This is a genomic window from Salinivibrio sp. VGrn1 (genome assembly GCF_009377995.1).
GTDB lineage: Bacteria > Pseudomonadota > Gammaproteobacteria > Enterobacterales > Vibrionaceae > Salinivibrio > Salinivibrio siamensis.
Window position 1 is genome coordinate 40,381 of the sequence record NZ_SATA01000011.1, and the last position, 20,302, is coordinate 60,682.

The following is a 20,302-nucleotide window of genomic DNA, read 5'->3' on the forward strand; positions in this document are numbered from 1 at the left end:
ACGATGGCTACAGGTAAGATCGTTCAGATCATCGGTGCGGTAGTCGACGTAGAGTTTCCACAAGACGCCGTACCTAAGGTATACGATGCGTTGAATGTGAAACGTGAAGGCGAGCGTCTGGTGCTGGAAGTTCAGCAGCAGCTTGGTGGTGGCGTTATCCGTGCCATCGCAATGGGCTCATCTGATGGTCTGCGTCGTGGAATCGAAGTAGAAAATACAGGTAAAGCAATCGAAGTCCCTGTGGGTGAAGCCACGCTGGGGCGTATCGTCAACGTCTTGGGTGACGCGATTGATGAGCGTGGCGATCTCGGTGAGAAAGAGCGTTACTCTATCCACCGTGAAGCGCCAAGCTATGAAGATCAGTCGAGCGCGACCGAGCTTTTGGAAACCGGCGTTAAGGTTATCGACCTTATCTGTCCGTTTGCCAAAGGCGGTAAAATCGGTCTGTTTGGCGGTGCGGGTGTCGGTAAGACCGTTAACATGATGGAGCTTATCAACAACATCGCACTGCAACACTCAGGTCTGTCTGTATTCGCTGGTGTCGGTGAGCGTACTCGTGAGGGTAACGACTTCTACTACGAAATGCAGGAAGCCGGTGTTGTAAACATTGAGAATCCCGAAGAGTCAAAAGTGGCCATGGTCTATGGTCAGATGAACGAGCCACCAGGTAACCGCCTGCGTGTCGCACTGACTGGCCTAACCATGGCGGAAAAATTCCGTGATGATGGTCGTGATGTACTGCTGTTCATCGATAACATCTATCGTTACACCCTTGCCGGTACCGAAGTATCTGCCCTGTTGGGTCGTATGCCATCGGCAGTAGGTTACCAGCCAACACTGGCTGAAGAGATGGGTGTGCTGCAAGAGCGTATTACCTCAACCCGTACCGGTTCTATCACCTCGGTACAGGCGGTTTACGTTCCTGCGGATGACTTGACTGACCCGTCACCCGCCACCACCTTTGCCCACTTGGATGCAACGGTTGTATTGTCGCGTAACATCGCGTCGATGGGTATGTACCCGGCGATTGACCCACTGGATTCAACCTCACGTATGTTGGACCCATTGGTGGTTGGTCAAGACCATTATGACGTGGCTCGTGGCGTGCAGTCTGTCCTTCAGCGCTATAAAGAGCTGAAAGACATCATTGCTATCCTAGGTATGGATGAGCTGTCTGAAGAAGATAAGCTAACGGTTGCACGTGCACGTAAGATTGAGCGTTTCTTGACGCAGCCTTACCACGTCGCCGAAGTCTTCACCGGCCAGCCAGGTGTTTATGTTTCGCTAAAAGATACCATTGCAAGCTTCAAAGGCCTGCTCAGTGGTGAGTACGATGACATCCCAGAGCAGGCATTCCTGTACTGCGGTAGCATCGAAGAAGTGCTCGAAAAAGCGAAAAACCTGTAAGGCTTGAGTAGGAGGCGATATGGCAGCGATAACCTTCCATCTGGATGTGGTCAGTGCAGAGCGACAATTGTTCTCTGGTCGTGCTGAGCATATTCAGGTGACCGGTAGCGAAGGTGAACTGGGTATTCACGCAGGACACACACCGCTGCTGACCGCTATCACGCCTGGCATGGTTCGCATCGTCAAACAAGGCGGTAGCGAAGAGATTATTTATCTTTCTGGTGGCACGCTTGAAGTGCAGCCTGGCACAGTGACTGTGCTGGCTGACACCGCAATTCGTGGTGAAGAACTGGACCAAGCTAAGGCGGAAGAAGCGAAGCGCCGCGCTGAGGATAAAATCCACAATCAGCATAAAGACGTCGACTTTGCTCAAGCGGCCAGTGACCTGGCTAAGGCGATTGCGAAGCTTCGAGTGATCGAGCTGACCAAGCACAAGCGTTAATCAGGCACTTACGGTGAGAATAAAAGCGACGCTTCGGCGTCGCTTTTTTATTGCCTGCAAAGGCCACCTTGCAGGCTGTGATTCGCGTGAAAGCTAAAACGCGTTACACTAAGGGCAACTTAATAGACAAGCCTCTTTTATCACGGAAAGACTATGCAATACAGTGCAGTTATTCTCGCGGCCGGTAAGGGCACGCGTATGTATTCACAAACCCCTAAGGTGCTTCATACCTTGGCGGGTAAGCCTATGGTTGAGCACGTTATTGACACTTGTCACGGCCTCGGCGCTTCGCAAATCCATTTGGTTTATGGCCATGGTGGCGACACTATGCAGCGCGTTTTAGCGCACTCACCGGTGAACTGGTGCTTGCAAGCGGATCAATTGGGCACCGGTCATGCCGTGCAACAAGCGGCGCCGCACTTCGCGGATGATGAGCAAGTATTGGTGCTCTACGGCGATGTCCCTTTGATTTCAGAGCAAACCCTCTCGCGTTTGCTCGAAGGGCAGCCTGAAGGTGGAATTGGTCTATTAACTGTGCATCAGGACGATCCGACTGGCTACGGCCGTATTGTCCGTGAAAACGGGGAAGTGGTGGCGATTGTTGAGCAAAAAGACGCGACTGACAGCCAGCTTGCCATCACTGAAATCAATACCGGTGTGCTGGTGGCCACCGGACGTGACTTGCGGCATTGGTTATCGCAACTTGATAACCACAATGCACAAGGCGAGTTTTATCTCACTGATGTGATTGCCCTGGCACATCAACAAGGCCGCTCGATTCAAGCGGTTCACCCTGTGAATGCGGTGGAAGTGGAAGGGGTGAATAACCGCCTGCAGCTTTCTCGCCTTGAGCGCGAATACCAAAAAATGCAGGCTGAACAGCTATTACTCAGTGGTGTGATGCTCAAAGACCCTGCGCGTTTTGACTTGCGTGGCCAGCTGCAATGCGGGCAGGATGTCACCATCGACGCTAACGTGATCATCGAAGGCAATGTCACCTTAGGGGATAACGTGACCATCGGGGCCGGGAGCGTACTGATTGATTGTGAGGTTGATGATAATACATTGGTACGTCCGTATAGCGTGATAGAAGGGGCTAGCGTCGGTGAGGATTGTACCGTTGGTCCGTTCACACGGCTGCGTCCGGGCGCCGAGATGGCGCGCGATGCCCACGTGGGCAACTTTGTGGAGATGAAAAAGTCTCGCTTAGGCGAAGGCTCGAAAGCCAATCATCTGACTTACCTGGGTGATACCGATGTTGGCCGCGGCGTGAACATTGGTGCCGGCGTGATCACCTGTAATTACGATGGTGCCAATAAACATAAAACCGTGATTAAAGATAACGCCTTTATTGGTTCGGACTCTCAGCTGGTGGCACCTGTGGTGATCGGCGAAGGGGTGACCGTTGGGGCTGGCAGCACCATCAGCAAAGATGTCGCCGATGGTCAACTTATCATCACTCGTGCTAAACCAAGGACAATTGAGGCTTGGCAACGGCCGAAAAAAAAGTAGAATACTGATGGTTGAGCGCGCACAGGCGGCTTTTTAGCTTGAAAGGCGAAAAGTTGTGCGGTTGGTAAAATCAGGTATTGACTCCCGATAAAAACCAGCCTATTATGCGCGCCTCAGTTGGGGTATCGCCAAGCGGTAAGGCAACGGGTTTTGATCTCGTCATTCCCAGGTTCGAATCCTGGTACCCCAGCCAACGCGTCCGTAGCTCAGCTGGATAGAGTACCTGGCTACGAACCAGGCGGTCGGAGGTTCGAATCCTCCCGGACGCGCCATCTTTCTTCAGCTACCATGAAGTCAGATGAACAACTTGGAATGCGGAAGTGGCGGAATTGGTAGACGCACCAGATTTAGGTTCTGGCGCCGCAAGGTGTGAGAGTTCAAGTCTCTCCTTCCGCACCATTATTTAAACATGTGGCATTTAGCGGCATGAAAATTGGGGTATCGCCAAGCGGTAAGGCAACGGGTTTTGATCTCGTCATTCCCAGGTTCGAATCCTGGTACCCCAGCCACTTTAGGTTGGCTACGTAGCTCAGTTGGTTAGAGCACATCACTCATAATGATGGGGTCACAGGTTCGAATCCCGTCGTAGCCACCATTATTCCGATTTGTTGCTAACGCAGTAAATCGCACCGATTTGCGGCGGTGGCGGAATTGGTAGACGCGCTAGCTTCAGGTGCTAGTGTCCGAAAGGACGTGAGGGTTCAAGTCCCTCCCCCCGCACCAAGACAATTGATACTCGGCCCGCCCGCCGATCTATCATACAAATTTGCGGAAGTGGCGGAATTGGTAGACGCACCAGATTTAGGTTCTGGCGCCGCAAGGTGTGAGAGTTCAAGTCTCTCCTTCCGCACCATATCAAGCCCATCAGCATTTGCTGGTGGGCTTTTTTCGTTATTGCCCTACGCTGAACCCTCCTCTTCTTTGTTTTGCCACACTTTTAGCCGCGTTATCTTGATCTTTGTTTTGTTTGCTCTACCATAAGTTTCGAATCGAAACTTTGGTTGTTATATGTCGAAACGAAATACCCAACAACGTCGCCATACCATCGTCAGTTTATTGACCGAGCAAGGCCAAGTGAGTGTTGATGCGCTCTCGCAACGCTTTGAAACCTCAGAAGTGACGATCCGTAAAGACTTGGCGGAGCTTGAGAAGAATGGCTTGTTACTGCGCCGTTATGGCGGTGCAGTCCCCGTGCCACAAGAAATGGTGTCGGAGCACGCGGTCAAGGTATCGAAACAAAAGCAAAGTATTGCCGATGCGGCCGCTGCGCGCATTCGTGACCATAACCGGATTGTGGTCGACAGTGGTACCACCACGGCCGCTTTGATCCCTTTACTGAATAAGAAGCGTGGTCTTGTGGTTATGACCAACTCGCTACAGGTCGCCAACGCGATACGTGAACTGGAACATGAGCCAACGCTATTGATGACTGGGGGGACCTGGGACACCCATTCTGAATCGTTTCAAGGCCAAGTGGCCGAACAAACCTTGCGAGCGTACGACTTTGATCAGCTTTTTGTCGGTGCCGATGGCATTGATGTGGCACGGGGTACCACGACCTTTAACGAAATGACGGGCCTGACGCGGGTGATGGCGGAGGTCGCACGAGAAGTGGTGGTGATGATTGAGTCGGAAAAAATTGGCCGTCGGATCCCCAATCTAGAGCTTGCGTGGTCAAGCATCGATACCCTGATCACCGACAGTTCGCTTGACGATGATCTTAAACACGCCATAGAACAAACCGGCATAGATGTGATCTGTGCTGACCAGTAATAAGACCAGTAAGGAAAGACTATGTGTGGAATTGTAGGGGCGGTCGCGCAGCGTGATGTCGCCGAGATTTTAGTAGAGGGGTTGCGTCGCCTTGAGTATCGCGGTTATGACTCGGCCGGGGTCGCGATCACTGATTCAGCAACCGGGCAGCTCACACGTGTGCGTCGTCTTGGTAAAGTGGCCGCGTTGTCAGATGCGGTGACCGAGACGAATCCTACCGGTGGTACCGGTATCGCACACACACGTTGGGCCACCCATGGCGAGCCCAGTGAAGTGAATGCCCACCCACATATGTCTGGCGAGACGATTGCAGTGGTACACAATGGCATTATTGAAAACCACCAAACGCTGCGTGAACAGCTGCAAGCGCGAGGCTATCAATTCCACTCACAAACCGATACTGAAGTGATTGCGCATTTGGTTGATTGGGAGCTTAAGCAAACCTCTGATTTACTTGAAGCATTCCAACGTACAGTCACCCAGCTCGAGGGCGCTTACGGTACTGTGGTGATGGATAAAACTCAGCCTGAGCGCTTGATTGCTGCGCGTTCGGGAAGCCCATTAGTGATTGGTTTGGGGATTGGCGAAAACTTTCTCGCCTCTGATCAGTTGGCGCTGCTCAATGTCACGCGTCGTTTCATCTATCTCGAAGAAGGCGATGTGGCCGATATCTCTCGCCGCGAGGTGACCATTTATAATCAAGAAGGCACACCGGTGGAACGTGAGGTGCATGAAGCCAGTGCTCAATACGATGCGGCGGATAAAGGCCAATATCGCCACTATATGCAAAAAGAGATTTATGAGCAGCCAACGGCACTCACCAATACCATGGAAGGCCGCTTGGGCAGCGATCATGTGATTGTCGAGGCAATTGGCAATGGGGCCAGTGATATCCTCGCCAAAGCGCAGCACATTCAAATTATCGCTTGTGGCACCTCGTATAATGCGGGCATGGTGGCGCGATATTGGTTTGAGTCGCTGGCAGGGGTCAGTTGTGATGTGGAGATTGCCTCGGAGTTTCGCTATCGCCAGTTTGTCACTCGTCCAAATAGCGTGCTGATCACCTTGTCACAGTCTGGCGAAACGGCCGATACGCTGGCGGCGCTGCGCTTAGCCAAGGAGCGTGGTTATATGGCGACTATGGCGATTTGTAACGTTGCGGGCTCCTCATTGGTACGAGAGTCGGATCTCGCCTTTATGACTAGAGCAGGGACAGAAATAGGCGTGGCATCGACAAAGGCTTTTACCACCCAGCTGTCTGCGCTGCTGATGCTGGTCACCGCGCTGGGCAAAATGCAAGGGTCGATTGGTCGTGATAAAGAACGTGAGATTGTCGATGCCTTGCATCACCTGCCTTCGAGTATCGAGCAGGCGCTGACCTTTGATAAGGCGATTGAGCAACTTGCCCAAGACTTTGCCGACAAGCATCATGCGCTATTTTTGGGACGTGGTGAATATTACCCGATTGCCGTTGAAGCCGCGCTCAAGCTAAAAGAGATCTCGTACATTCATGCGGAAGCCTATGCGGCGGGTGAGCTTAAACATGGCCCATTGGCGCTGATTGATGCGGATATGCCAGTGATTGTGATTGCCCCCAATAACGAGCTGCTGGAAAAGCTGAAATCAAACATTGAAGAAGTGCGTGCCCGCGGTGGCCAGCTCTATGTGTTTGCCGACCAAGATGCGGGGTTCACACCCGAGGAGGGAATGAATATTATCGCGATGCCGCATGCTGATGAGATTATCGCCCCCGTGTTCTACACGGTGCCGATGCAGCAATTGTCTTATCATGTAGCCTTAATCAAGGGCACTGACGTTGACCAGCCCCGAAACCTCGCCAAAGCGGTGACGGTTGAGTAATCCTGCCCAATAATCACCACGCTCTGACCAGGAGCGTGGTTGATCTTTTATCAATTACTGTCCTCTTTCTACAAAAATGCGATCTGCATAGGTTTTGTTGCAAAATGCAAATCATTTTGCATTTAATCTCAGGCATGGCGTCTGGAAAATTAAACAGAACGTCATTCTGTGTTTTAACTGATTGATATTTTTGATCTTTATAAGTGCCTAATAACTTGGCCTACATTGTGCATACTCAGGGTATAACGACTAACATCGACCAGTTATAGAGAGGAAGCAATGATTGACTCTAAAACCCAAGTAGCAAAACGCATCAAAGAAGCGCGTGAGTGGAAAGGCATCACCCAAGTAAAAATGGCTAAGTTGCTTAATGTGGCCCGCCAAACCTACTTGGATATCGAAAATGGCAAGACAGAGCCGCGTGTTCGTATGTTGTCCAACATTGCTGAGCTGACTGAGCGCCCATTGGTATGGTTTGTCTACGGTGACGAAGATGTCGAAATGCACGATGTTCAGTATAAGCAAGACGTGAATCGCCTGCTTGAGCATTTCTCTCGCTTACCGCACGAAGCCCGTACTGCGATCTTAAACCAAAGCGTGAACATGGCTTCGTTCTTGGTGAACTATTCTAAAGCGGCCCAGCGCGCATAAAAGTACTGCCTGCTCGACTAGATATGCGGGTAAGTGCTTGCTTACTGAGGTAGGCATCAAAAGCGTAGTGTCACACTATCGGTGTGCGCCACCATGATACGCCTGCCGAGCCATGCATAATGCAGGGTTGGTGTTGTGACGGGCTGTGTTTAATACAGCTCGGGTAGCAGAAATGAGGCATGAACCATGGTGATTTCGACCGCGCGCATGGCGCAACGGATCCGTGAAGCACGGGAATTTAGTAAAATAACCCAAGTAGACATGGCGAAGCGTTTGAATGTCGCGCGCCAGACCTATTTGGATATGGAGTCGGGGAAGACGGATCCGAAAATCCTCGCGCTGGTCATGATTGCCGATATTACCGGCCGTCCCTTTAATTGGTTCGTGCATGGCGAAACGGACGAGCGAGACATTGCGTTCTCTCACCGTGATGATTTAGCCGCATTGACGAGCTTGCTGAGTCAGCTCCCGCAAATGGCACGACAGACGGTGATGGATAACGCCCTATCGATCGCCGAATATGTGGTCACATTGGCCCCAGAGCCGCCAGACGAATAAACCAAGCCCGACATTAATGTCGGGCTTTTTGTTATGGGTTAATCGGTGGTTTTTGACAGGAAAAAACGGTAAGCCGGGTTCGATGTCTCATCTTTCCAGCCATACCCGAGCTCACGCAAATGGGCAGTAAAGGCGAGCAAGTCTTTGTCGCCAATTTCAAAGCCGCACAGTACGCGACCGTAGTCAGACCCATGGTTACGATAATTGAACAGGCTAATGTTCCAATGGGTGCCCAAGGTTTGTAAAAAGTGCAGCAATGCTCCCGGGTATTCAGGAAACTCAAAACTGTAAAGCCGTTCACTGAGGTTGGCCAATGGTCGACCACCAATCATATAGCGCACATGCACCTTAGCCATTTCATCATCGGACAAATCTTTGACCGGATAGCCGGCTTGGCGCAAATCGCGCAAGATATTGTCCAACTCTTCTTGCCCGCCAAGTAACCTGACACCGACGAAGATATTGGCGAGATGATCATCGCCATACCGATAATTGAATTCGGTGACGGCGCGATCGCCCAATATCTGACAAAAATTGAAAAAGGCGCCGGTTTGCTCTGGGATGGTGACAGCCAGTAAGCCTTCACGTTTCTCACCCAGTTCCGCGCGCTCAGAGACGTAGCGCAGCGAATGGAAATTGGTATTGGCACCAGACAACACGGTCGCAAGCTGTTTATCTTTGAGTTGGTGTTTTTCCACGTATTGCTTCAGGCCGGCTAATGCCAAGGCGCCAGAGGGCTCGGAGATAGCCCGCGTGTCCTCAAAGATGTCTTGCACCGCGGCACAGATAGCATCACTCGATACGGTGATGCTGTCATCTAAGTACTGCTGACAAAGCCGGAAAGACTCATCGCCGATACGTTTCACTGCTACACCGTCGGCAAAGGTGCCTACGCGATCAAGGGTCACGGGGAAGCCAGCATCTAACGCCGCACGCAGACAGGCGGAGTCCTCCGCTTCTACCCCGATAACTTTAATGTTGGGCATCAGTTGTTTGATAAGGACGGCCACACCCGCAGCGATGCCCCCGCCTCCAACGGGCAGAAAAATATAATCGAGGTGACCATTTTGTTGCACAAGCTCCAAGCCAATAGTGCCTTGTCCGGCAATCACTTGGGGATGATCAAAAGGTGGCACAAAGGTGTAGCCATGTTCGTCGGCGAGCTGTTGTGCCATGCCTTTGGCCTCATCGAAATTATTGCCGTGCAGTACCACATGGCCGCCAAAGCCGCGTACCGCGTCGACCTTGATGGCTGGCGTTGTACGGGGCATGACGATGGTCGCCTTCACCCCAAGACGGCTACCTGATAAGGCAACGCCTTGTGCATGGTTACCCGCCGATGCCGCAATCACACCGGCTTTTTTTTGCGCCTCGGTGAGCTGTGCCATCATGTTATGCGCGCCGCGTAATTTAAACGAGTGGACGGGTTGGCGATCTTCACGCTTGAGCTGTACCTGATTATTGAAGCGCTCAGATAAGCGCTTCATGGTTTGAAGAGGCGAGGTAATCGCCACTTCATAAACAGGCGCGCGCAAGATATCCCTAAGGTAATCAGCACCGTCCATCGGTTGTGCAGTTGAGGGTTGCGCCTGTTGCATGCTTATTCCTCCAATTTACTGCGATCGCGCACCGCACCTTTATCGGCGCTGGTGGCGAGGCTGGCATAGGCTTTTAACGCGTAAGACACCTGACGTTGACGGTCTTTGGGTTTCCAACCGCGAGCGTTCACTTCTGCGCGGCGGGTGGCCAGTGTCGCTTCGTCCACCAGCAGACTGATTTCGCGGGTGGGGATATCAATACGAATACGATCACCGTTTTCCACTAACGCGATGGTGCCGCCGTTCGCTGCCTCGGGAGACACATGACCAATGGATAGCCCAGAGGTACCGCCAGAGAAGCGCCCATCGGTGAGCAGCGCGCAGGATTTGCCCAATCCCATCGATTTTAAGTAGGTGGTGGGATAGAGCATTTCTTGCATGCCTGGTCCCCCTTTCGGCCCTTCGTAACGGATCACCACCACATCACCGGCTTTGACTTCACCACCGAGGATGGCTTCCACCGCGTGGTCTTGACTTTCAAACACCACAGCTGGCCCCTCGAAGGTCAGAATACTTTCATCGACCCCAGCGGTTTTGACGATACAGCCATTGAGCGCGATGTTGCCTTGTAGCACGGCTAAGCCACCATCTTGGCTAAAGGCATGTTCATGGGCGCGGATACAGCCTGATTGGCGATCATCATCCAGGGTGTCCCAGCGACAGTTTTGCGAGAAGGCTTGGGTGGTACGAATGCCCGCTGGCCCGGCGCGATAGAAGGCTTTAATCGCTTCATCATCGGTTTGTACAATGTCATATTGCGCCAGTTGCTCTTTGAGGCTCATGCCCAGTACGGTTTGTTGCTCGACGTTGAGCAGGTTAGCGCGCTGAAGCTCACCGAGGATCCCCATCACCCCGCCAGCACGGTGCACATCTTCCATGTGATATTGCTGCGTCGATGGCGCCACTTTGCAAAGATGAGGCACTTGGCGTGACATCCGATCAATATCATCCATATCGAAATGGACGTCGCCTTCTTGCGCAGCCGCCAGTAGGTGCAAGACTGTATTGGTAGAACCACCCATGGCAATATCCAGCGCCATCGCGTTTTCAAACGAGGCGCGGTTGGCGATATTACGCGGCAGGATGCTGTCATCGTCTTGCTCATAATAGCGCTTAGTCAGCCCAACAATCCGTTTACCGGCGTTGATGAATAGCTGCTCACGGTCAGCATGGGTGGCGAGCATCGACCCATTACCTGGCTGACTCAGCCCCAGCGCTTCGGTGAGACAGTTCATCGAGTTGGCGGTAAACATGCCAGAGCACGAACCACAAGTGGGACACGCGGAGCGCTCAATTTGCTCGCTTTGTTCATCGGACACATCTGGGTTGGCACCTTGCATCATGGCATCGACCAGATCGAGTTTCAGGATCTGATCGGACAGCTTGGTTTTGCCGGCCTCCATTGGGCCACCGGAGACAAAAATCACCGGGACATTGAGGCGCATCGAGGCCATCAACATGCCCGGAGTGATCTTGTCACAGTTAGAAATACAGACCATGGCATCGGCACAATGGGCATTGACCATATACTCGACCGAGTCTGCGATAATCTCACGGGAAGGCAGTGAGTACAGCATGCCGCCATGACCCATGGCGATACCATCATCGACAGCGATGGTATTGAACTCTTTGGCGATGCCGCCTGCTTTTTCGATTTCCTTGGCGACCAGCTGACCCATGTCTTTGAGATGGACATGGCCTGGCACAAACTGGGTAAATGAGTTGACGACGGCGATAATCGGTTTGCCGAAATCATCATCTTTTACGCCGGTAGCGCGCCACAATGCACGCGCGCCAGCCATGTTGCGACCGTGGGTAGTCGTTTTGGAACGATAGGTTGGCATATTACGACTCCTTTGCCTTATGCGCTCTGGTCTGGGTAAACCGGGTCAAGCCAGCCCCATTTGTCTTCGGTGGTACCATCAAACAAGCCAAAGAAGGCTTGCTGTAGTGAGGCGGTGATCGGGCCACGTTGACCTTCACCGACGGTGATCTGATCGACGCTACGCACAGGCACAATTTCTGCCGCGGTACCGGTCATAAAGACTTCATCGGCCAGGTACAGTGCTTCACGCGCAATCGGCTCTTCGCAAATGGTGAGCCCTTTCTCTTTCGCCAGCGTGATGATGGCGTCACGCGTGAGCCCCGGTAAAATGGCGCTGGTAGCCGGGGGGGTGCTAATCACGCCGTTTTTAATAATAAAGAGGTTTTCACCGGCCCCTTCGGACAGGTAGCCGCGGACATCCAAGACAATGCCTTCGGCATAGCCATGACGACGGGCTTCACCACCTACCAACAGAGAAGATAAGTAGTTCCCGCCGGCTTTGGCCGCAGTCGGAATGGTATTGGGTGCCGCTCGGTTCCAGCTCGACACCATGGCATCCACCCCTTGGGCGAGCGCTTCTTCCCCTAAGTAGCTCCCCCAGCTAAAGGCGGCGATGATGATATCCATTTGTGTATCAGGTGGCGGGCAGACCCCTAAGCCTACATTGCCCACAAAGCCAAGCGGGCGAATGTAGGCAGAGCGTAGCTGATTGACGCGCAAAGTTTCACGGCACGCTTCCATGAGTGCATCGACGCTGTAGGGGATCGGAAAACGGTAAATTTTGGCAGAATCTTTTAAGCGCTGCATGTGCTCGCGATGGCGAAACACCACTGGGCCGTTCGGTGTGTCATAGCAGCGGATCCCTTCAAACACTGAGGTGCCGTAGTGCATGGCGTGCGTGAGTACGTGCACGGTGGCATCCTGCCAAGCGATCATTTCACCGTTAGACCAAATGTAATCAGCGGTATTTGTCGACATTCTTTTCTTCCTTTTTGGTTATGCGCGTAGGGATTGTTGCTGGGATGAGGACATCATGACCTCAGCCACATCCCATAGCTTAGTCAGTTGTGGTCGCAAGGTCTCGATCGCTCTTTGGCTTTCGACGGTGACATCAAAAATGACGTGGCCGTTGTCCGCGGGCAAAGACATGTTGAACTGGCAAACCGTAAAACCGCGATGACGGATCACACGCAAAACACGCTCGAGCAGTTCAGGGCTGTGGGTCGCATGAATAGAAAACTGGTGTTGCATCATAAGTCTTGCTCCATCATTTGTTGGTTTGCCGCGCCGGGTGGTACCAGCGGCCATACATTTTCCATTTCATCAATGGCAACATGCAGCAAATAAGGACCTTGATGTGTCATCAAGGTGTTGAGTGCGTCCTCGACCTCATCTTTACGCTGGATACTGTGCCCAGGAATATCAAAGGCGCGCGCCAGGGTGAGAAAATCCGGGTTATCAGACAGGTCGGTTTCACTGTAACGTTGCTCGAAAAACAATTGTTGCCATTGACGCACCATGCCCAAACGCTGGTTATCTAGCAGGATGATTTTTACCCCGATGCCGCGACGCTTGAGCGTACCGAGCTCTTGGACGTTCATCATGAATGAGCCATCTCCGGACACGAGTACCACTTCATCCTCGGGACGAGCTACTTTGGCGCCCATTGCGGCAGGCAAGCCAAATCCCATGGTGCCTAGCCCCGCCGAGGTCAGCAGGTTCTCGGGTTGAGAGGGACGAACATGTTGCGCGACCCACATTTGATGTTGGCCCACATCGGTGGCAACGACTGTGCTTGCGGGCATGCTGTCGGACAAGCTTTTGAGCAAGGCGGGTGCATAGATGGCCTCGCCAGGGTGGTCGTAGCGCCACGCGTGCGAGGTTTGCCATTCGGTAATTTGTTCCCGCCATGCCGGTGACGTGTCAGGGCATGCGAGTGCAGGGAGTACTTGATTGAGTGGGGCGCAAACCGGTGCTTGCGCGCGGCGCAGTTTGTTGATTTCGGCCGCATCAATATCAAGGTGCACCACGTTGGCATGAGGGGCGAAGGTATCGAGCTTGCCGGTCACCCGGTCATCGAAACGTGCGCCAACCACAATCAGTAAGTCGGACGCCTGCACCGCGAGGTTCGCCGCTTTGGTGCCATGCATACCGAGCATCCCAAGGTAATGCGGATAGTTTGATTCAACCGTGCCCAAGCCTTTTAGTGTGCTGACCACTGGGAGCTGACTGCGTGCCAAGTAATCGCGTAACGCCTCGGTGGCTTTACCCAATACCACACCGCCACCGAGGTAAACCATAGGGCGCTCACTGGTACGAATAAGCGCATTGGCCTTTTCGAGTGCTTGGCTATCGACAGGGGCAGTATGTGAAACATGAACCTGAGCCTCAGTGTTTGGGATCAGTGCTTGTTGCACATCTTTAGCGATATCCACCAATACCGGGCCAGGACGGCCTGATTGTGCTATTTCGAATGCCTGCGCTAAAGTCGTCGTAAGCTCGGCCGGATCGGTGACCAGAAAACTGTGTTTGGTGCAGGCGAGAGATAAGCCGAGGACATCAATCTCTTGGAACGCATCCGTCCCTATTAGTGGGCTGGCGACCTGGCCGGTGATCGCGACTACGGGCACCGAGTCCATCATCGCATCGGCAAGCCCGGTGACTAAGTTAGTGGCGCCCGGTCCCGATGTCGCCAGGCAGACGCCAGGACGGCCACTGGCGCGGGCATACCCGATGGCGGCCATCGCTGCCCCTTGTTCGTGGCGACATAAAATATGTTCAACCCCACCATCATAGAGGGCATCATACACAGGCATGATGGCGCCGCCTGGATACCCAAATACGGTTTCAACGCCTTGCTTACGTAAGGCTTCCACAACCCATTGTGCACCTGTCATCTTTGTCCCTCCCCGTATGAACGGGGAGGGCAGGCGGGCGAATGATCTGTCTCTGCGCTCTCCATCATTGTTGCTTCCGTTGTCGTGTGGCGTCGCCACATGAATGAAAAAAGCCCCCGAACCTGTTGGTTGCGGGGGCTTGGTTGCGATGTTGCTGCTGTATTTCGCGTACCTAAACCCCTCGCGGAATAATGACCACGATGAGGCGAATAATTAGGACGATAGCGAAGTTAAGCATTTGTCTGTCTTTTCTTGTCGTTAGCCCATTTTATGGGCTTTTTGTTAATTGTGTTTTTGTTTACGCCTGCTTGTTACAGGTCAGTCACGAACCCGATCTGTCGCCGAGTCTCGTGTTTAATTGTTGTGCATTTGTAGTGGTATCACAGACCTCACTCGCATGACAAGAAAAAAATACTCTTAATCATAAATTGGCTCTGCACTATAAGAGTCGGGTTTCATAGTGGTTAACAAGGGTAACGCGGAGAGAAAATGGCATTAGCGATAGTGCACAGTCGAGCCTGTGTGGGCGTGCAAGCACCGAATGTGACTGTAGAAGTACACATATCTAACGGTTTACCTGGGTTTGCGCTGGTGGGGCTGCCTGAAACCACGGTGAAAGAAGCGCGGGACAGGGTGAGAAGTGCAATTGTGACGTCGAACTTTGAGTTCCCATCACGCCGGATCACCGTTAACCTTGCACCGGCTGACTTACCCAAAGAAGGTGGACGGTTTGATTTGCCGATAGCGCTCGGGATCTTGGTTGCATCTGGGCAGCTGCCGGAAAAGCGGCTCAACGAATTCGAGTTTTTGGGGGAGTTGGCTTTGTCCGGACAGCTACGGCCGGTTAAAGGGGCCTTGCCCGCCGCGCTTGCCTGTCAAAAAGCGCAGCGCGCACTGGTGGTGCCAGATGATAACGCCAGCCAGGTGGCATTGGTGGACAATGAGCGCCATGTGTCAGCGCCTGATCTGATTGCGGTGGCGCAGCACCTCATTGGTCAACAAAATCTCGGTTTGAATGCGACACAGGTAGAAGCCCCCGAACCTCCCTCAACACGGTGTTTGCGTGACATTATTGGCCAACAACAAGGAAAACGCGCGCTAGAGATCGCCGCCAGTGGTTCACATAATCTGCTTTTTGTTGGCCCGCCCGGAACCGGAAAAACCATGCTAGCCTCGCGGTTGTGTGATTTGCTTCCGCCTATGAATGATGAAGAGGCGTTAGCGTCAGCCGCGGTCACGTCGTTGACCCAGCAACCTTTGCATGAAGGAAACTGGCGTCGGCGCCCGTTTCGTAGTCCACACCACTCAAGCTCGATGGCGGCATTGGTTGGGGGTGGCACCGTTCCGCGCCCGGGAGAGATCTCTTTGTCTCACCATGGGGTGCTGTTTCTCGATGAGATGCCAGAGTTCGAGCGCCGGGTGCTTGATGCCCTGCGTGAGCCGCTAGAGTCGGGGGAGATTATTATCTCCCGCGCCAATGGCAAAACCCGCTTTCCCGCACGCTTTCAGCTGATAGGCGCATTAAACCCCAGCCCCACAGGCCATCATGAAGGAGAGCTCGCGCGCTCAAACCCACAGCAAATCTTGCGCTATCTAGCCCGTTTGTCTGGGCCATTATTGGACAGGTTTGATATGTCGATTGATATTCCGGCACTGCCAAGAGGGAGCCTCTCCAGTGGTGGTGAGCGCGGTGAGTCAACGGTCGTGGTAAAAGCCCGAGTTGAAGCGGCGCGAGCCAGGATGTTGGCGCGTCAAGGTAAGGTTAATGCGTTGCTGAGCAATCGAGAAATGGAACAACATTGCCAACTGGCTCAAACCGATGCCGCTTTTTTAGAACAAGCCCTGCATCGTTTGGGACTGTCTGTGCGGGCATACCATAGGATCATTAAAGTGGCGAGAACCATTGCCGATTTGGCCGATGTTGACACCATCCAGCGTCCTCACCTTGCTGAGGCGCTGGGGTATCGGGCGATGGATGGCTTATTACGCCACCTCAACGCCCAAGTCAGCTAATTACTTTTGGGTAAGCAAGAAGTTGATCAACTGAAAGTATTCTTCGGGGGTTTCCACGGTTTTCGGTGTGACATGATACTTGCCGTTCACGACCACGGCAGGCACGCCGCGCAGGCCCGCTTTTTCGAACGATTGGTCAAAGCGCTTCGCCATTGAGTTGGCCGCAAAGCTGTTGTAAGCACCATCAAACTCTTGGCCATCAATGCCGTTATCAACGAACAGTTGGCGCACCTCGGCCAATGATTTGGGTGGGTTTTGCGCCACGTGAATGCGATCGAACATCACTGGAATAATGGTGTCTTGTGCATTCAGTACCACGGCGGTTGCGTATGCACGGGTTAGGACACTGCCCATATCCCCGCCCATAAAGGAGACGTGATTTTTCACCACTTTGGCGTTGTCAGGCACCTGCTGTTTGAGCTGTTGAACCAGTGGCTCAAATTGATAGCAGTGAGGACAGTAGAAGGAGAAAAACTCAGTGACTGTGGGCGTATCCGTCGCTGGCGTGTCCAGCACTTGGTAGTCTTCCCCTGCCTTAAAGCGTCCCGGCTTAGCGTCAGCCACTTCCATAGGCGCGGTGGATTCAGACTGCGTTTGGGTAGACTCTGCCGTTTGCGTGGTTTGTGATGACGTTTGTGTCACGCTCTCAGGCTCAGAGCAGGCGGTTAAGCCGAGGATGAGTAGCACAGGAAACAGTTTCTTTAACATGATTGAATGACTCTCCGTTATCGATTGAGCGCTTACGGGTACAGCGTAAGCGGTGGCGCTTCTAAGGTGGCAAGTTGTTCTTTAAATGCAAGTACCTGACCTTCCCAGTATTTTGCATCAGCAAACCAAGGGAATGCACGTGGAAATGCCGGGTCTTGCCAGCGTTTTGCTAGCCACGCCATATAGTGCACCATTCTCAGACCACGCAACGGCTCGATCAGTTGCAATTGATCGGCGGGAAATTCACGAAATTCGCGATAACCTTCTGCCAAGGTATCGAGTTGGGCGAGCTGATCGGCACGACTGCCGTTTAAAAACAGCCACAAGTCTTGAATCGCAGGGCCGTTACGCGTGTCGTCAAAATCCACAAACAGTGGACCGTCGCGCCACAGAATGTTGCTGGGGTGGCAGTCGCCGTGCAAGCGGATCGCCGGCCAATTTGTATGCCAGCGAGCGGCAATGGCGTCAATTAAGCGGTCAAGATCAGAGAAAAAGGTTGCCTGAATGCCTTCTGGGATCAGATTTGCCTCATTTAACACCTGACGAGGTTGATAAAGATGACTGTCGAGATCAAACTTTGCCCGTTGTTGGAAGGGGGTCGCCGCGCCCACTTGGTGTAGGCGGCCGAGGTAACGGCCGACCGCCTCAAGTTGATCCCAATTATCCACTTCAAAACCCCGGCCGCCGACACTGGGAAATAACGCAAAGCGAAACCCCTCGGCGGTAAAAAGGCTTGTACCGTCGCGGTAGATTGGGGCTACCACGGGAATATCGGCCTGGGCGAGCTCATGACAGAATGCGTGCTCTTCGATAATTTGCGCGTTAGACCATCGCCCAGGACGGTAAAACTTCACCACATAGCGCTGGCCATCATCAGCGACAAATTGGGCAACACGGTTTTCATAGCTGTTCAGCGCAAGCAAGCCTGATTGAGGATAGATCCCCACCGACTCAATCGCATTTAACTGAACATCTGGCGTTAGTGTATGAAAGTCAAAGCCATGGTCAGTCATGAGCATTCCGTTTGTGTGGCAAAACGCCATGGTAACAAATAAAAAGGGCGCTGCCTGCGCCCTTTCATTGTGGATTAAAATGACGATTAGAGATCCGTGATAAACCGACTCTCTGCCGTGACCACTTTTTGCTCCTCACCCGACTCACGTTCCATCATAAAAGTGATATCGGCAATACGCTGTTCCATCTCATAGGTATCAACGGCGAGGCTGATGGGTAATGAGAACACTTCTCCGGCTTGGACATTGACCGTTTGCGGGCCATGCCATTCCACATCGTTCAGTCCATTCACTGACAGTTGGTACGTCTCATCCGATTGGGTTTTATTGAGGATTTTTAAGGTATAAGTGTTTTCCACCAACCCTTGGTTATTGATGCGATAAAGCTGGTTTCGGTCACGAATCACATCCAGCTCCATGGGCATCACTGACATCGCTAAGTAGATAAACATAGCCGTGACAATGGTCATAACGACGCCATAACCGACCAGTTTGGGTCGCATAACTGCCGTCTTCTTCCCTTCAAGCTTATGCTCGGTGGTGTAGCTAATCAGTCCACGCTCATAGCCCATCCTATCCATGGTTTCATCGCAAGCATCGATACAGGCACCACAGTTGATACATTCGTATTGCAAGCCGTCACGAATATCGATGCCTGTTGGGCAGACCTGCACACACAAATTACAGTCAATGCAGTCACCGAGTCCCAACTCTTTCGGATCTTTTTTGCGAGGACGAGGGCCGCGTTTTTCGCCGCGCTTAGCATCATATCCGACAATAAAGGTGTCTTTGTCGAACATCGCCGACTGGAAGCGTGCGTAAGGGCACATATGAATACACATAATCGAGCGCATCCAGCCTGCATTGCCATAAGTACAAGCGGCAAAGAAGATCACCCAAAAACCGACCCAGAAGCTGGTATCAAAGGTGACTAAATCGATAGCTAACTCGCGCATTGGCACAAAGTAGCCAACGAAGGTCATCCCGGTAATCAAGGAGATCGCCCACCATGCCGCGTGTTTAGCGGTTTTGCGCGCGGCTAGCTCAGGCGTCAGTTTTAACGAGTCTTGCTTGCGGCGCTTGTTGGCGGCACCTTCGAGTTTTTCTTCAAACCAAATAAATAAGAAGGTCCACACGGTTTGCGGGCATAAATACCCACACCACACGCGGCCAAGAAAGGTGGTGATAAAGAAAAGGCCAAATGCCGCGAGCATCAATAGTGCAGCCAGCAAGGTAAGGTCTTGTGGCCAGAGTGTGGTGCCAAAAAAGGTAAATTTCTGATTACCGATGTCGAGTAAGATGGCTTGGCGTCCTTGGTATGGGAGCCATGGAATGGCGAGGAACACCAGCATGAAAAACCAGCCCATATAGCGTCGCATACGCTGGTAATAGCCTTTTACCGCACGCACATAAATACGATTGCTTGGGTTGAAACGGTCGTCAGCCCCTTTGTGAGTTTTGGGGTTGTACTCTTTTGCAGTCACGTCTTTGACGTTGATTTTTTTATCGCTCATGACATTGGCTTTCCTTGGGGTACGGGTCCATGGTGCGTTGCCAGGCCCTGATTATCATTGTTGCCTGTGATTGTAGCGCAGCGAACTCCTTGAATACGCTACCAGAGTCATAGTTTGCAACATAGCCACAAACTCAATGAAATCTAGCTATAACAGACGATTAGCCAGACTGCTTTCACGACGATTGCTGAGGCGGGATCCCGCGTGCGCGCAAAATCGCGGCTTTAAAATCGTCTTCACAATCTTTGGCTAGCCCAGGAATGGGGGCATCAGTATCTTCTAGTCGCATCTTAAGCTGATAGATCAAGGTATCGTCTGACAGTGTGGTGATATCCTGACCATGACCGGCTTCATCAGCGATCTGGATGAGCATTTGCATCAGAGAACAGTCAGGGGTTTTTTGCCAAGATTGATTGAGTAGGTCGAGCAGCTCATTGATACGGTGGCATTGCATATGGGCGTCCTCAGTGTGGCACGTAAAAAATGCCATTGTGCCCGACCACACTGAGATGAAACTTAGCCAGGATCAAT

At 52.5% G+C, this 20,302-nt stretch carries 17 protein-coding genes and 7 tRNA genes; 15 read left to right on the forward strand and 9 right to left on the reverse strand.

What is annotated here, in order from left to right:
- Positions 1–3 precede the first annotated feature (3 nt).
- The 14 genes from atpD to EHW56_RS13780 all read left to right on the forward strand — a co-directional run bounded on the left by atpD (position 4) and on the right by EHW56_RS13780 (position 8,203).
- Complete coding sequence (gene atpD / locus EHW56_RS13715) at positions 4–1,407, forward strand: F0F1 ATP synthase subunit beta (protein ID WP_046074863.1); 1,404 nt, start codon at positions 4–6, stop codon at positions 1,405–1,407.
- 19 nt (positions 1,408–1,426) lie between these two features.
- The gene (locus tag EHW56_RS13720; RefSeq protein WP_046074864.1) at positions 1,427–1,849 is read left to right on the forward strand and encodes a F0F1 ATP synthase subunit epsilon; all 423 of its coding nucleotides are present in this window, start codon (positions 1,427–1,429) and stop codon (positions 1,847–1,849) included.
- 153 nt (positions 1,850–2,002) lie between these two features.
- Positions 2,003–3,361, forward strand: a complete 1,359-nt coding sequence (gene glmU, locus EHW56_RS13725) for a bifunctional UDP-N-acetylglucosamine diphosphorylase/glucosamine-1-phosphate N-acetyltransferase GlmU (RefSeq protein ID WP_152800022.1) — start codon at positions 2,003–2,005, stop codon at positions 3,359–3,361.
- Between the two features lie 118 nt (positions 3,362–3,479).
- A tRNA-Gln gene (locus EHW56_RS13730) sits at positions 3,480–3,554 on the forward strand.
- 2 nt (positions 3,555–3,556) lie between these two features.
- Positions 3,557–3,633, forward strand: a tRNA-Arg gene (locus EHW56_RS13735).
- A gap of 42 nt (positions 3,634–3,675) precedes the next feature.
- Positions 3,676–3,760 (forward strand) — tRNA-Leu (locus tag EHW56_RS13740).
- 35 nt (positions 3,761–3,795) lie between these two features.
- A tRNA-Gln gene (locus EHW56_RS13745) sits at positions 3,796–3,870 on the forward strand.
- Between the two features lie 9 nt (positions 3,871–3,879).
- A tRNA-Met gene (locus EHW56_RS13750) sits at positions 3,880–3,956 on the forward strand.
- 41 nt (positions 3,957–3,997) lie between these two features.
- A tRNA-Leu gene (locus EHW56_RS13755) sits at positions 3,998–4,084 on the forward strand.
- 45 nt (positions 4,085–4,129) lie between these two features.
- Positions 4,130–4,214, forward strand: a tRNA-Leu gene (locus EHW56_RS13760).
- Positions 4,215–4,369: 155 nt separating this feature from the next.
- Positions 4,370–5,134: a DeoR/GlpR family DNA-binding transcription regulator gene (locus tag EHW56_RS13765; protein WP_046074866.1), complete on the forward strand. Its 765-nt coding sequence runs from the start codon at positions 4,370–4,372 to the stop codon at positions 5,132–5,134.
- 21 nt (positions 5,135–5,155) lie between these two features.
- On the forward strand, positions 5,156–6,994 hold the full coding sequence (gene glmS / locus EHW56_RS13770; RefSeq protein WP_046074867.1) for a glutamine--fructose-6-phosphate transaminase (isomerizing): 1,839 nt from the start codon (positions 5,156–5,158) through the stop codon (positions 6,992–6,994).
- Between the two features lie 279 nt (positions 6,995–7,273).
- Positions 7,274–7,645 (forward strand): helix-turn-helix transcriptional regulator, encoded by a 372-nt coding sequence (locus tag EHW56_RS13775; RefSeq protein ID WP_021022741.1) that lies wholly within the window; start codon positions 7,274–7,276, stop codon positions 7,643–7,645.
- A gap of 186 nt (positions 7,646–7,831) precedes the next feature.
- Entirely contained in the window at positions 7,832–8,203 is a 372-nt protein-coding gene (locus EHW56_RS13780) for a helix-turn-helix transcriptional regulator (RefSeq protein ID WP_046074868.1), read from the forward strand.
- A gap of 38 nt (positions 8,204–8,241) precedes the next feature.
- On the opposite strand, the gene ilvA is transcribed toward EHW56_RS13780, so the two are convergent.
- Genes ilvA through ilvG form a run of 5 tightly spaced genes read right to left on the reverse strand, consistent with a single transcriptional unit; the run spans position 8,242 to position 14,523 of the window.
- Positions 8,242–9,801, reverse strand: a complete 1,560-nt coding sequence (gene ilvA, locus EHW56_RS13785; RefSeq protein ID WP_152800020.1) for a threonine ammonia-lyase, biosynthetic — start codon at positions 9,799–9,801, stop codon at positions 8,242–8,244.
- 2 nt (positions 9,802–9,803) lie between these two features.
- Positions 9,804–11,645, reverse strand: a complete 1,842-nt coding sequence (gene ilvD, locus EHW56_RS13790; protein WP_152800018.1) for a dihydroxy-acid dehydratase — start codon at positions 11,643–11,645, stop codon at positions 9,804–9,806.
- A gap of 17 nt (positions 11,646–11,662) precedes the next feature.
- On the reverse strand, positions 11,663–12,604 hold the full coding sequence (gene ilvE / locus EHW56_RS13795; RefSeq protein WP_152800431.1) for a branched-chain-amino-acid transaminase: 942 nt from the start codon (positions 12,602–12,604) through the stop codon (positions 11,663–11,665).
- Between the two features lie 18 nt (positions 12,605–12,622).
- Positions 12,623–12,880 (reverse strand): acetolactate synthase 2 small subunit, encoded by a 258-nt coding sequence (gene ilvM, locus EHW56_RS13800; protein ID WP_046074872.1) that lies wholly within the window; start codon positions 12,878–12,880, stop codon positions 12,623–12,625.
- Complete coding sequence (ilvG, locus tag EHW56_RS13805) at positions 12,877–14,523, reverse strand: acetolactate synthase 2 catalytic subunit (protein WP_077579379.1); 1,647 nt, start codon at positions 14,521–14,523, stop codon at positions 12,877–12,879. Before ilvG ends, ilvM begins: the two co-directional genes overlap by 4 nt.
- Positions 14,524–15,012: 489 nt before the next feature.
- Here ilvG and EHW56_RS13810 point away from each other — a divergent pair, with 489 nt between their 5' ends.
- Positions 15,013–16,536: a YifB family Mg chelatase-like AAA ATPase gene (locus EHW56_RS13810; RefSeq protein ID WP_046074874.1), complete on the forward strand. Its 1,524-nt coding sequence runs from the start codon at positions 15,013–15,015 to the stop codon at positions 16,534–16,536.
- Here the strand turns inward: EHW56_RS13810 and EHW56_RS13815 are convergent, their stop codons facing one another.
- From EHW56_RS13815 to EHW56_RS13830, 4 genes are all read right to left on the reverse strand, one after another.
- Positions 16,537–17,106: a thiol:disulfide interchange protein DsbA/DsbL gene (locus EHW56_RS13815; protein ID WP_046074896.1), complete on the reverse strand. Its 570-nt coding sequence runs from the start codon at positions 17,104–17,106 to the stop codon at positions 16,537–16,539.
- A 170-nt stretch (positions 17,107–17,276) separates the two neighbouring features.
- Positions 17,277–18,257 carry a serine/threonine protein kinase gene (locus EHW56_RS13820; RefSeq protein WP_046074875.1) on the reverse strand — a complete coding sequence of 327 codons (981 nt, stop codon included), beginning with the start codon at positions 18,255–18,257 and terminating at the stop codon, positions 17,277–17,279.
- An 86-nt stretch (positions 18,258–18,343) separates the two neighbouring features.
- A complete protein-coding gene (gene ccoG, locus EHW56_RS13825; RefSeq protein WP_152800016.1) occupies positions 18,344–19,771 on the reverse strand; it encodes a cytochrome c oxidase accessory protein CcoG in 1,428 nt (475 codons plus the stop codon).
- Between the two features lie 175 nt (positions 19,772–19,946).
- On the reverse strand, positions 19,947–20,225 hold the full coding sequence (locus tag EHW56_RS13830) for a YihD family protein (protein WP_046074877.1): 279 nt from the start codon (positions 20,223–20,225) through the stop codon (positions 19,947–19,949).
- Positions 20,226–20,302 lie beyond the last annotated feature (77 nt).